Origin of the sequence: Pseudomonas sp. 34 E 7, from assembly GCF_900005715.1 — a bacterium.
GTDB lineage: Bacteria > Pseudomonadota > Gammaproteobacteria > Pseudomonadales > Pseudomonadaceae > Aquipseudomonas > Aquipseudomonas orientalis_A.
In genome coordinates, this window is the sequence record NZ_CVTX01000145.1 from 145,365 (window position 1) to 157,846 (window position 12,482).

General features: G+C 60.2%; 10 protein-coding genes. 8 read left to right on the top strand and 2 right to left on the bottom strand.

The annotated features are described in order from the left end of the window. Positions 1–96: 96 nt before the first annotated feature. The gene (locus BFP96_RS15205) at positions 97–756 is read right to left on the bottom strand and encodes a dual specificity protein phosphatase family protein (protein WP_065895262.1); all 660 of its coding nucleotides are present in this window, start codon (positions 754–756) and stop codon (positions 97–99) included. Between the two features lie 272 nt (positions 757–1,028). Here BFP96_RS15205 and BFP96_RS15210 point away from each other — a divergent pair, with 272 nt between their 5' ends. The 6 genes from BFP96_RS15210 to BFP96_RS15235 all read left to right on the top strand — a co-directional run bounded on the left by BFP96_RS15210 (position 1,029) and on the right by BFP96_RS15235 (position 8,598). Further along, a complete protein-coding gene (locus BFP96_RS15210) occupies positions 1,029–1,781 on the top strand; it encodes a gluconate 2-dehydrogenase subunit 3 family protein (protein ID WP_065895263.1) in 753 nt (250 codons plus the stop codon). A gap of 2 nt (positions 1,782–1,783) precedes the next feature. Beyond that, positions 1,784–3,568, top strand: a complete 1,785-nt coding sequence (locus tag BFP96_RS15215) for a GMC family oxidoreductase (RefSeq protein ID WP_065895305.1) — start codon at positions 1,784–1,786, stop codon at positions 3,566–3,568. Between the two features lie 12 nt (positions 3,569–3,580). Then, a complete protein-coding gene (locus BFP96_RS15220) occupies positions 3,581–4,879 on the top strand; it encodes a cytochrome c (protein WP_065936516.1) in 1,299 nt (432 codons plus the stop codon). A gap of 70 nt (positions 4,880–4,949) precedes the next feature. After that, positions 4,950–6,008 carry a PA0069 family radical SAM protein gene (locus BFP96_RS15225; RefSeq protein WP_065895265.1) on the top strand — a complete coding sequence of 353 codons (1,059 nt, stop codon included), beginning with the start codon at positions 4,950–4,952 and terminating at the stop codon, positions 6,006–6,008. A gap of 225 nt (positions 6,009–6,233) precedes the next feature. Further along, positions 6,234–6,965 (top strand): carbonic anhydrase, encoded by a 732-nt coding sequence (locus BFP96_RS15230; protein ID WP_065895266.1) that lies wholly within the window; start codon positions 6,234–6,236, stop codon positions 6,963–6,965. 85 nt (positions 6,966–7,050) lie between these two features. Further along, on the top strand, positions 7,051–8,598 hold the full coding sequence (locus BFP96_RS15235; RefSeq protein ID WP_065895267.1) for a SulP family inorganic anion transporter: 1,548 nt from the start codon (positions 7,051–7,053) through the stop codon (positions 8,596–8,598). Between the two features lie 69 nt (positions 8,599–8,667). Here the strand turns inward: BFP96_RS15235 and BFP96_RS15240 are convergent, their stop codons facing one another. After that, entirely contained in the window at positions 8,668–9,315 is a 648-nt protein-coding gene (locus tag BFP96_RS15240) for a hypothetical protein (RefSeq protein WP_065895268.1), read from the bottom strand. 370 nt (positions 9,316–9,685) lie between these two features. On the opposite strand from BFP96_RS15240, the gene coxB reads away from it, so the two are divergent. Both coxB and ctaD read left to right on the top strand, forming a co-directional pair. Continuing rightward, positions 9,686–10,813 (top strand): cytochrome c oxidase subunit II, encoded by a 1,128-nt coding sequence (gene coxB / locus BFP96_RS15245; RefSeq protein ID WP_065895269.1) that lies wholly within the window; start codon positions 9,686–9,688, stop codon positions 10,811–10,813. A gap of 58 nt (positions 10,814–10,871) precedes the next feature. Then, positions 10,872–12,458: a cytochrome c oxidase subunit I gene (gene ctaD / locus BFP96_RS15250; RefSeq protein ID WP_065936517.1), complete on the top strand. Its 1,587-nt coding sequence runs from the start codon at positions 10,872–10,874 to the stop codon at positions 12,456–12,458. The last annotated feature ends 24 nt before the right edge of the window (positions 12,459–12,482 follow it).

The following is a 12,482-nucleotide window of genomic DNA, read 5'->3' on the forward strand; positions in this document are numbered from 1 at the left end:
CTGTAGGAGCGAGCTTGCTCGCGAAAAACGTTAACGATAACGCGTGTTTCCCGGATAAACGTGGCGTAATCGAGTTTTTCGCGAGCGAGCGCGCTCCTACAATTCTTTCTCTTCCTTGCCCGTTGTGGTGATCCAATCTTTCATCGAGCACAGCGCAAACGCGCTGGTGCTGCAATCGCCATTCGCCAAGGCTGTGCGCAACTTGTCGATATCGGCTTTCATCATGTAACGAACGCCATCCTTGAAGCCGTTACTGCTGCCATAGCCGCCCAGAGTCATCTCGTTGAGTGCGTCTTCCTTGCTCCATCCCTGAATCACTACCCGATACATCGCGGCCATCAGCCCGGTGCGGTCAGAGCCGTGTTTGCAATGCATCAACACCGAGCCGTTGGCCTGAGCCTCTTGAATCGCTCGCAGTGCCGCCAGCACATCGGAATCGTCGACATGGTTGGTACGATAAATAATTTGCACCTGCTTTATATCCGCTGACTTCAGCCAAGCCGAATCGGACTCCGGCAAAAAGTTGATCACCGTGCCAATCTTCAGTTTTTCCAGCACGGGCACTGCATCACTGTCTGGCAACGCGCTGCGATAGAGCGTGGGCGTCATCTGGTGCAGATTGTATTGATCACCCACTGGCTGGGCCCACTCAGGCGAGCGAATGGAAGAGGTGGTGCTATCGGCGTGGACATTAACGGCAGTGATCAGGGCCATCAGTGCCAAGCCGAAGGCCGGCAACAGTCGAATCTTGAACATTTTTAACGTAACCGAATTGGGCAATGTGGATGATGTCCAGAGTCGTACGCACGGGGTGAATGGGGCGTGAGGTGCTCGTCAAAGAATTGTGAATCATCAGATCTGATCCGCTGTTTTTGTTATTGAAGAGATTCTTCCCAATTCTTAGCCTGCTATCATTTGTAAATATTGTTTGCGAAAGTGTTCTGTCTTTGGATCCCACTCGTTGGCAAACCTTCACGCTGCTCCCAGAAGCGGCTGATATACCCGTGACCACATGATGAGGTGCACCCATGTCTGATCAAGATCAAGACAACCCCCGGCGTGATTTTTTGCGCAAATCCTTGACCTTGATCCCGGTGGTCACGGTTGCCAGTACCGGCCTTGGCGGTTCGATGCTGATGGCCACGCCCGAGCCTGTCCAGGCCGCGCCAGTCCAGCCGGCTCCCAGTGACAAGGCGTATGAACCGACTTATTTCACCGCCGAGGAATGGGCGTTTATCAACGCCGCCGTCGAGCGTTTGATTCCCGCCGATGCCCAGGGCCCAGGCGCTCTGGAAGCCGGTGCGCCGGAATACATCGACCGTCAGATGAACACCCCGTACGCCAGTGGCGCGCTGTGGTTCATGCAAGGCCCCTTCAATGCCGACGCCGCGCCGGAGATGGGCTGGCAGAGCAAATTGGTGCCCAAGGAGATCTATCGCCTGGGTATCGCCGCGACGGATGCCTGGTCGAAGGCGTTCAACGGTAAAGCTTTTGCTGCGCAAGACAGCGCTACCCGAGACGACATGTTGCGCCGCCTTGAGGCGGGTGGCAGTGAAGTGAGCGCTCACTTCGCGGCAGTGCCGCCAAAGATGTTCTTCAACCTGCTGTTGCAGAACACCAAGGAAGGCTTCTTCTGCGACCCCATCCACGGTGGCAACAAAGGCATGGTCGGCTGGACCATGATCGGTTTCCCCGGCGCCCGCGCCGATTTCATGGATTGGGTGGAGCGCAACGAGCAATACCCCTTCCCGGCTGTTTCCATTCGCGGCGAGAGGGCATGAGCGTGGCGACCATCATGAAGAAAGTGGACGCGGTGATCGTGGGCTTCGGCTGGACCGGTGCGATCATGGCCAAGGAACTGACCGAGGCCGGCCTCAACGTGGTAGCGCTGGAGCGCGGCCCGATGCAGGACACCTACCCGGACGGCAACTATCCCCAGGTCATCGACGAATTGACCTACAGCGTGCGTAAAAAGCTCTTCCAGGACATTTCCAAAGAAACCGTGACCATTCGCCATAGTGTGAATGACGTCGCCCTGCCCAACCGTCAGCTCGGCGCCTTCTTGCCGGGTAACGGCGTCGGCGGTGCAGGCCTGCACTGGTCGGGCGTGCATTTTCGCGTCGACCCCATCGAGTTGCGCATGCGCAGCCACTACGAGGAACGCTATGGGAAGCACTTCATTCCCAAGGACATGACCATCCAGGACTTCGGCGTCAGCTACGAAGAACTGGAGCCGTTTTTCGACTACGCGGAAAAAGTCTTTGGCACTTCCGGCCAGGCCTGGACCGTCAAGGGTCAATTGGTCGGTGAAGGTCGCGGCGGCAACCCCTATGCACCGGATCGCTCCAACCCCTTCCCGCTGGAGGCGCAGAAAAACACGGTCTCCGCGCAGTTGTTTCAGAAAGCGGCTGCTGATGTGGGTTACAAACCCTACAACCTGCCGTCGGCCAATACCTCCGGGCCCTACACCAACCCTTACGGCGCGCAGATGGGGCCGTGCAACTTCTGCGGCTTTTGCAGTGGCTACGTGTGCTACATGTACTCCAAGGCGTCGCCGAACGTGAACATCCTGCCGGCGTTGCGCCAGGTGCCGAATTTCGAGTTGCGGCCCAATTCCCATGTGCTCAAGGTCAACCTCGACAGCACCGGGAAGAAAGCCACCGGTGTGAGCTATGTCGACGGCCAGGGTCGCGAGTGCGAACAACCGGCGGACCTGGTGATCCTCGGCGCATTCCAGTTCCACAATGTGCGCCTGATGCTGCTGTCGGGCATCGGCAAGCCTTACGACCCGATTACCAATGAAGGCGTGGTCGGCAGGAACTTTGCCTACCAGAACATGGGCACCATCAAGGCGTTCTTCGACAAGGACACCCACACCAACAACTTTATCGGCGCGGGCGGCAATGGCGTGGCCATCGACGACTTCAACGCCGACAACTTCGACCACGGCCCCCACGGCTTCGTGGGCGGCTCGCCGATGTGGGTCAACCAGGCGGGCAGCCGGCCGATTGCCGGCACTTCCAACCCGCCGGGCACGCCGGCCTGGGGCAGCGCGTGGAAGCGTGCCACCGCCGATTACTACACCCACCAGGTGTCGATGGATTCCCACGGTGCGCATCAGTCCTACCGCAGCAATTACCTGGATCTGGACCCGGTTTACCGCGATGCCTACGGCCTGCCGCTGTTGCGAATGACCTTCGACTGGCAGGAAAACGACATCAAGATGAACCGCTTCATGATGGAAAAAATGGGCAAGGTCGCCCAGGCCATGAATCCCAAGGCCATCGCCGTGTTGGGCAAAAAAGTCGGCGAGCATTTCAATACCGCGTCGTACCAGACCACGCACCTCAACGGTGGCGCGATCATGGGCACCGACCCGAAAACCAGCGCGTTGAACCGCTACCTGCAGAGCTGGGATGTACACAACGTGTTTGTCCCGGGGGCGTCTGCTTTCCCACAAGGTTTGGGCTACAACCCTACCGGTCTGGTGGCAGCTTTGACCTATTGGTCGGCTCGGGCAATCCGCGAGCAGTACCTGAAAAACCCCGGCCCGCTGGTTCAGGCATAAGGAGCGATGACCATGAAAGCACTCGTTATCGCCTCTCTGGCGCTGCTGAGCAGTTGCTCGGTCAGTGCGGCTGAAACCGACCTGATCAAGCAAGGTGAATACCTGGCCCGCGCCGGTGATTGTGTGGCTTGCCACACCGCCAAGGGCGGCAAGCCATTCGCCGGCGGCCTGCCGATGGAAACCCCCATTGGCGTGATTTACTCCACCAACATCACACCGGACAAGACCGGCCTGGGTGACTACAGCTTCGAAGACTTCGACAAGGCCGTGCGCCATGGCGTCGCCAAGAGCGGTAGTACGCTTTACCCGGCAATGCCCTACCCGTCTTACGCACGCGTCAGCGACAGCGATATGCAGGCGCTATATACCTACTTCATGAAAGGCGTCGAGCCGGTCGCCCAGCAGAACCGGGACAGTGATATTCCCTGGCCGTTGAGCATGCGCTGGCCCCTGGCGGCATGGCGCTGGATGTTCGCGCCATCGGTCGAGGAGCATCAGGTACCGACCACCGCCGATCCGGTGGTCAGTCGTGGCGCCTACCTGGTCGAAGGCCTCGGCCATTGCGGTGCGTGCCATACACCGCGCGCCCTGACCATGCAGGAAAAAGCCCTGAGCGCCGCCGACGGCAGCGCATTCCTGTCCGGCAGCGCGCCGCTGGAAGGCTGGATTGCGAAAAGCCTGCGCGGCGACCACAAGGACGGCCTCGGCAGCTGGAGCGAAGAGCAACTGGTGCAATTTCTCAAGACCGGTCGCAGTGATCGCAGCGCGGTGTTCGGCGGCATGAGCGATGTGGTGGTCCACAGCATGCAATACATGTCCCAGGACGACCTGACCGCTATCGCTCGCTACCTCAAGAGCCTGCCGGCGGTGGACCCCAAGGACCAGCCGCACCAGTACGACCAACAAGTGGCCCAGGCGCTCTGGAAAGGGGATGACAGCAAGCCGGGCGCCTCGGTGTACATCGACAACTGCGCGGCCTGCCACCGTACCGATGGGCATGGCTATACCCGGGTGTTCCCGGCGCTCGCGGGCAACCCGGTGCTGCAGACGGCGGATGCCACGTCGTTGATCAACATCGTGCTGAACGGCGGCACCTTGCCCGCCACCCACGCTGCGCCATCGACCTTCACCATGCCGGCATTCGCCTGGCGCTTGTCGGACCAAGAAGTGGCGGATGTGGTCAGTTTCATCCGCGGCAGCTGGGGCAATCAGGGCGCACCCGTGAGCGCAAGCGACGTGGCCGACCTGCGCAAGAGCGATATGCGCACCACCTCGGGTGACGATCTGGGGCAGGTCACGCAAAAGCACTGACCGCCAAACGGCACTGGTCAGATAGCGCGCGCCTCGATACTGTATATAAAAACAGTATCGAGGCGTTTTCATGACCACTGCACTGCCACCCCGTGGCCGGGGCACGGCCACCAACCTGCACAACCGTTTCGCCCCCACCGTCAGCGTGGCCGAGGACGACGGCTGGTTCCAGGAAGTGCCGCCCACCCAGGGCACCGAAGTGCGTATCGAAACGGCCAAGACCATCATCACCCGCAATAACTCGCCGGACTTGCCGTTCGATCGCTCCATCAACCCCTATCGCGGCTGCGAACATGGCTGCATCTACTGCTATGCACGGCCCAGCCATGCCTACTGGGACATGTCACCGGGGCTGGATTTCGAAACCCGGTTGATCGCCAAGAGCAATGCCGCCGACGTGCTGGAGCAGCAACTCTCGAAGCCGGGATATGTGTGCGCGCCGATCAACCTGGGCTCCAACACCGACCCGTACCAGCCTATCGAGCGTGAATACAGGATCACCCGGCAAACCCTCGAAGTGCTGCTGCGCTATCGGCACCCGGTGACTATCATCACCAAGGGCTCATTGATCCTGCGCGACCTGGACCTGCTCGCCGAACTGGCCCGCCAACGGCTTGTGGCGGTGATGATCAGCCTCACCAGCCTCGACGATGAGCTCAAGCGCATCCTGGAGCCGCGTGCGGCGGCACCCAAGGCGCGGTTGCGGGCGATACGGGTGATGCGGGAGGCGGGTATTCCGGTCGGCGTGCTGTGCTCGCCGATGATTCCGATGATCAACGACAGCGAGTTGGAAAGCCTGCTCATCGAGGCCCATGCCGCCGGTGCGCAAAGTGCCGCGTACATGATGCTGCGCCTGCCGCTCGAGGTGGCGCCGCTGTTCGAGGAGTGGCTGGCGGCGCATTACCCGCAGCGCGCGGCGCATGTGATGAGCCTGGTGCGTCAGGTGCGTGGTGGCGAGGTGTATGACAGCCGCTTCGGGGTGCGCATGCGCGGTGAGGGCCCGTTTGCCGATCTGCTGGCACAGCGTTTCAGCAAGGCGATCAAACGCCTGGGGCTCAATCGCCGGGAAGGCTTCAATCTCGATTGCACCGCATTTTGCCCACCGGGCAGGCAAATGGCATTGTTGTAGGAAGAAGACAAATGGGAAACTACCGTACGAATAGTCGCGTTTTAATATCACTGAAACCCTCGATCTAGAGCGGTTCATTCAGTTTGAGTTAAGTTTCGACGGGTACCTTGTTCGACGAGTGACTAATGAGTCGGCGCCCTGGTCGTTGGAGTTTCCCAACTATTTCACCGCCCGAGCGTCGAACTGACTTGAACACTTCCCCTGCATTGATCAAGAGGTTGAATCATGAGTGATAAGGATAAACAGCCGTTGGCTGCGTCGGCTTCAGCCCCTCAAGTGGCGGAAACCGCCGATGCAGCGCTGCAGCATATCGTCGACGGTTTTTTGCATTTTCATCACGACGTCTTCCCCCAGCAGGAAGAACTCTTCAAGAAACTCGCCACGGCCCAGAGCCCGCGCGCGATGTTCATTACCTGCGCCGACTCGCGCATCGTGCCCGAGCTGATTACCCAAAGTTCGCCCGGCGACCTGTTCGTGACCCGCAACGTGGGTAACGTGGTCCCTCCTTATGGCCAGATGAACGGCGGTGTTTCTACGGCCATCGAGTACGCGGTACTCGCCCTTGGCGTACAGCACATCATCGTGTGCGGGCATTCCGATTGCGGCGCCATGCGCGCGGTGCTCAATCCCGACAGCCTCGAGAAGATGCCGACGGTCAAGGCCTGGTTGCGTCATGCCGAGGTCGCCAAGACGATGGTCCACGACAACTGTGACTGCGCCAATGAAGGCGAAAGCATGAAGGTACTGACCGAAGAAAACGTCATCGCCCAGTTGCAGCACTTGCGCACCCACCCTTCCGTGGCTTCGCGCATGGCCAATGGCCAATTGTTTATTCATGGCTGGATCTACAACATCGAGACCAGCGAAATCCGGGCCTACGATGCGGATCAGTCGGCGTTCCGACCGTTGGGCGGCGAAGGCCCGATTCCATCCGCGACGCCTAAAGCGCGCTTCTAACACACTTCCCTGCCGGGTAATGCGGTGGCTGCCATGGATGCAGCCAGGCTTTACCGCGCCCGGCGAATGCCTCGGGAGAGTCATCATGCGTGCTGCTCAATTAAAAGCTGTTCTGCCGCGGGAGCTGCTTGCCTCCGTGGTGGTGTTCCTGGTCGCCCTGCCCTTGTGCATGGGGATTGCAATCGCGTCCGGCATGCCGCCGGCCAAGGGCTTGATCACCGGTATCATCGGTGGTCTGGTGGTGGGCTGGTTGGCGGGGTCTCCGCTGCAAGTCAGTGGCCCGGCAGCGGGCTTGGCGGTGTTGGTGTTCGAGTTGGTGCGCCAGCACGGCATGATGATGCTGGGACCTATCCTGCTGCTGGCGGGTTTCCTGCAATTGGTGGCCGGGCGTCTGCGCCTGGGCTGCTGGTTCCGCGTGACGGCGCCGGCGGTGGTATACGGCATGCTGGCGGGGATCGGCGTATTGATCGTGCTGTCGCAGATCCATGTGATGCTCGACGGTGCGCCCAAACCGTCGGGGTTGGATAACCTGGCGGGCTTTCCGGCCGCGTTGGTCGACGCGATTCCCACCCTCGGCGGCGGGCTCGGCTGGCAGGCGGGCCTGCTCGGTGTGTCGACCATGCTGGTGATGTACCTGTGGGATAAATTCCGGCCGCAAAAACTGCGCTTTGTGCCAGGCGCTCTGCTGGGCGTGGGCCTGGCGACGGTGACCAGCCTGGTGCTGGCATTGCAGGTCAAGCGTGTGGAAGTACCGGCGAACCTGTCCGATGCCATCGATTGGTTGCGCCCCAGCGACCTGCTCAACCTGGCTGACCCGCAACTGCTGATCGCCGCATTTGCCGTCGCGTTTATCGCCAGTGCCGAGACGCTGCTGTCCGCCGCAGCGGTCGACCGCATGCACAGCGGGCAGCGCTCGGATTTCGATAAGGAGTTGTCCGCCCAGGGCGTGGGCAACATGCTGTGCGGATTGGTCGGTGCCTTGCCGATGACCGGTGTGATTGTGCGCAGTTCGGCCAACGTCCAGGCGGGCGCCACCACGCGGTTGTCGGCGATGTTCCATGGCGTGTGGTTGCTGGGCTTCGTGCTGTTGCTGTCGAGTGTGCTGCAAAGCATCCCGGTGGCGAGCCTGGCCGGCGTGCTGGTGTATACCGGGATCAAGCTGGTGGACGTGAAGGCGTTCAAGGCCTTGGGACGTTATGGCCGGATGCCGATGTTCACCTATGCCGCCACGGCGTTGGCGATCATCTTCACCGACCTGCTGACGGGGGTGCTGGTGGGCTTCGGGCTGACGCTGGTCAAGCTGGCCTTCAAGGCATCACGGCTGAAAATCAGCCTGGTCGATTTGCCTCAGGACGGTGAGATGGAGTTGCGCCTGACCGGCGCGGCGACGTTCCTCAAAGTACCGGCGTTGACGCAGGTGCTGTCGACCGTGCCGACCGGAACCACCGTGCATGTGCCGCTCAATAACCTGAGCTATATCGACCATTCCTGCCTGGAGTTGCTGGAGGAATGGGGACGGGCCAATGCGGCCAAGGGCTCGAAGCTGGTGATCGAAGCGCGTGGCTTGAAGCGTCGGTTGGAAGGTCGAGTGCGAACGACGGTGGGAATTGGCTCGGCGCCGTCCACCACCTGACGAAACCGGGTAAAAAATGTGGGAGGGGGCAAGCCCCCTCCCACATTGGAGTTTTATCGGACTCGAGATTCAGGCAGGCTGATCCAGTGCCAGCTCAACGCCCAACTGGCGCGACAGGCATGGCCAGCGCTTCCACGCGGCTTCTGTGTTCGGGCTTTTGAGCGTTTCGCGATAAGCCTCGACCGACTCCAGCGCAAAGCTCTCCTCGTTAAGCATCTCATCCACCGCCAGGTGCACGGCTTCATCCAGCTGGTTGGCGAAACCTTCACCGATCAATTGATGGGCAATCAGGTTGGCGACGGTGGTATCGGCCGGAATCAGCGGCTGGCCGAAATGCTTGATGTACAGATCGTTGACCTCTTCCACCAGACGATGGGCCAGGTAGGCCTCGTCCAGCAGGCCGTCCAGGCCTTCGTGGCCGGCCAGAATCGCCGGCGGCTGCAGGAAGAAATGCTCGGCGATCTTCAGCACGGGCTTTATCTGGCTTTCGATCCCGGCTTCGCGTGCCACGTCATTGGCAGCGTCGAGCAACTCGGGGACAAGGTCGATGTAGGCGGTGACAAAGCGGGTCATGACAATGTTGCGATCACCGTCAGCCAGGGAAATGGCCGAATGCAGGTGCGGCAATTGTTTTTCCAGTTGCCGGGCAAGCTGGCCCGTCGTGGCTTCGTGTTGATGGGCACGGGAAATCTGCTCGCGCAATGCGGCGGTGTTCATGAAGGCTCCAGTCATGCAGGTGTAGGAAAAGGGAGAGGATAAGGTAGCTCGTTTATACGAGCGCCTAAGACGCATTTGTCATAATTATTTCATGGTTATACGTAGACGTTATATCGAAATACCAGCCTTGGCCGGATAAACGATTCTGCCGCCCATTGCATTGGGCCCCGGTCCGTCTGTTTTCACTCATTTGCCCCTACACATTGTGGGGTCGCTACGGCTGTCTATACTCGGATTTGTACGCAATTAGCTGATGACGCCCAACTGCAGAAGCAGGCAAGGCTTGGCGGTTGTAAGCAGTCTGGAAGCCGCTCCCTTGGCCGCAGGTGCAAACCGGCGGGATAACAAGAAACATAAAGGGGAACCCGCAATGACGCGACATCCACACGTTTGGATGGGCTTACTGTTGTGGTCGGTATTCGGCCAGGCCCACGCGGCCTGGACAACGAATATGGCGCCAGGGGCCACTGAAGTCAGTCACGCTGTGTTTGACCTGCACATGACCATTTTCTGGATTTGTGTGGTGATCGGCATCGTCGTGTTTGGCGCGATGTTCTGGTCGATGATTCTGCATCGCCGGTCCACGGGCCAGGTAGCGGCCAAATTCCATGAGAGCACCACCGTAGAAATTCTTTGGACCGTGGTGCCATTGCTGATCCTGGTGGCCATGGCCATTCCAGCGACCAAGACCCTGATCAACATCTACGACAGCAGTGAGTCGGATATCGATATCCAGGTCACCGGCTATCAGTGGAAGTGGCATTACAAATACCTGGGCCAGGACGTGGAGTTCTTCAGCAACCTGGCCACGCCCGCCGAACAGATCCATAACCAGGCCACCAAGGGCGAACATTACCTGTTGGAAGTCGACCAGCCGCTGGTGTTGCCGGTGGGCGCCAAGGTGCGCTTTCTGGTGACCGCCGCTGACGTGATCCACTCCTGGTGGGTGCCGGCGTTTGCCGTCAAGCGTGACGCCATCCCCGGCTTCGTCAACGAGGCCTGGACCCGTGTCGAGAAGCCCGGCATCTATCGCGGCCAGTGCGCCGAATTGTGCGGCAAGGACCATGGGTTCATGCCCATTGTGGTCGAAGTCAAATCCAAGGCTGACTACGACACCTGGCTCGGTGAGCGCAAACAAGAAGCGGTCAAGCTCAAGGAACTGACCTCCAAGGAGTGGACGCTGGAAGAGTTGGTCGCGCGCGGCGACAAGGTCTACCACACCACCTGTGTGGCCTGTCACCAGGCCGAAGGCCAGGGCCTGCCGCCGATGTTCCCGGCGCTCAAGGGCTCGAAAATCGCCACTGGTCCGGCCGCCGATCACCTGAACATTGTCTATCACGGCAAACCCGGCACCGCGATGGCGGCCTTCGGCAAGCAACTTTCGGAAGTCGATATCGCCGCTGTCGTGACCTACGAGCGCAATGCCTGGGGCAATAACAAAGGCGACATGGTCACGCCCAAAGACGTGCTGGCTCTGAAACAGGCGCAAAGCAAATGACTACCTTCATTGCACATGCACTGAATCGCCCCGCTTACTCGCTTGCAGGAGAACGGCCATGAGCACTGTGATCGATGACCATCGTCACGCCGACCACGCCCACGGCCCCGCCAAAGGGTTGATGCGCTGGGTGCTGACCACTAATCACAAGGACATCGGCACAATGTACCTGTGGTTCGCCTTCACCATGTTCCTGCTGGGCGGTTCGTTCGCCATGGTGATCCGCGCCGAACTGTTCCAGCCCGGCCTGCAGATCGTGGAGCCGGCGTTCTTCAACCAGATGACCACCATGCATGGCTTGATCATGGTGTTTGGCGCGGTGATGCCGGCCTTTGTCGGCCTGGCCAACTGGATGATCCCGCTGATGATCGGCGCGCCGGACATGGCCCTGCCGCGCATGAACAACTTCAGCTTCTGGCTGCTGCCGGCGGCGTTCCTGCTGCTGGTGTCGACCCTGTTCAGCCCCGGCGGCGGGCCGAATTTCGGCTGGACTTTCTACGCCCCGCTCTCCACCACCTATGCGCCGGAAAGCGTGACGTTCTTCATCTTCGCCATTCACCTGATGGGCATCAGTTCGATCATGGGCGCGATCAACGTGGTCGCAACCATCCTCAACTTGCGCGCACCGGGCATGACCCTGATGAAAATGCCGCTGTTCGTGTGGACCTGGCTGATCACCGCGTTCCTGCTGATTGCGGTGATGCCGGTGCTGGCCGGTTGCGTGACCATGATGCTGATGGACATCCACTTCGGCACCAGCTTTTTCAGTGCGGCGGGCGGTGGTGATCCCGTGCTGTTCCAGCATGTGTTCTGGTTCTTCGGCCACCCCGAGGTGTACATCATGATCCTGCCGGCCTTTGGCGCCGTCAGCTCGATCATCCCGACCTTCTCGCGCAAGCCGTTGTTTGGCTACACCTCGATGGTCTACGCCACGGCCAGCATTGCGTTCCTGTCGTTCATCGTGTGGGCGCACCACATGTTCGTGGTCGGCATTCCGTTGGTGGGCGAGCTGTTCTTCATGTACGCCACCCTGCTGATTGCGGTGCCTACCGGGGTCAAGGTGTTCAACTGGGTCAGCACCATGTGGCAGGGCTCGTTGACCTTCGAGACGCCGATGCTGTTTGCGGTGGCCTTTGTGATCCTGTTCACCATCGGCGGCTTTTCCGGGCTGATGCTGGCGATTGCGCCGGCGGACTTCCAGTACCACGACACCTACTTTGTGGTGGCGCATTTCCATTACGTACTGGTACCCGGCGCGATCTTCGGCATCTTCGCGTCGGCGTACTACTGGCTGCCGAAATGGACCGGCCACATGTATGACGAAACCCTCGGCAAGCTGCACTTCTGGCTGTCCTTCGTGGGCATGAACATGGCGTTCTTCCCGATGCACTTCGTGGGCCTGGCCGGGATGCCGCGCCGGGTGCCGGACTACAACCTGCAGTTCGCCGACTTCAACATGGTGTCCTCGATTGGCGCCTTCATGTTCGGCGCCACGCAGATTTTCTTCCTGTTCATCGTGATCAAGTGCATCCGCGGCGGCCCGCCCGCACCGGCCAAGCCGTGGGATGGCGCCGAAGGGTTGGAATGGAGCGTGCCCTCGCCCGCGCCGTACCACACCTTCACCACGCCGCCGGAGGTCAAATGAGTACGCTCGTGATCCTCTGTGGGA

Coding starts and splice junctions, on each gene's coding strand:
- BFP96_RS15235 (WP_065895267.1), top strand. CDS start 7,051: ATGCGTGCTGCTCAATTAAAAGCTGTTCTGCCGCGGGAGCTGCTTGCC.
- BFP96_RS15210 (WP_065895263.1), top strand. CDS start 1,029: ATGTCTGATCAAGATCAAGACAACCCCCGGCGTGATTTTTTGCGCAAA.
- BFP96_RS15205 (WP_065895262.1), bottom strand. CDS start 756: ATGTTCAAGATTCGACTGTTGCCGGCCTTCGGCTTGGCACTGATGGCC.
- BFP96_RS15220 (WP_065936516.1), top strand. CDS start 3,581: ATGAAAGCACTCGTTATCGCCTCTCTGGCGCTGCTGAGCAGTTGCTCG.
- BFP96_RS15230 (WP_065895266.1), top strand. CDS start 6,234: ATGAGTGATAAGGATAAACAGCCGTTGGCTGCGTCGGCTTCAGCCCCT.
- ctaD (WP_065936517.1), top strand. CDS start 10,872: ATGAGCACTGTGATCGATGACCATCGTCACGCCGACCACGCCCACGGC.
- BFP96_RS15225 (WP_065895265.1), top strand. CDS start 4,950: ATGACCACTGCACTGCCACCCCGTGGCCGGGGCACGGCCACCAACCTG.
- coxB (WP_065895269.1), top strand. CDS start 9,686: ATGACGCGACATCCACACGTTTGGATGGGCTTACTGTTGTGGTCGGTA.
- BFP96_RS15240 (WP_065895268.1), bottom strand. CDS start 9,315: ATGAACACCGCCGCATTGCGCGAGCAGATTTCCCGTGCCCATCAACAC.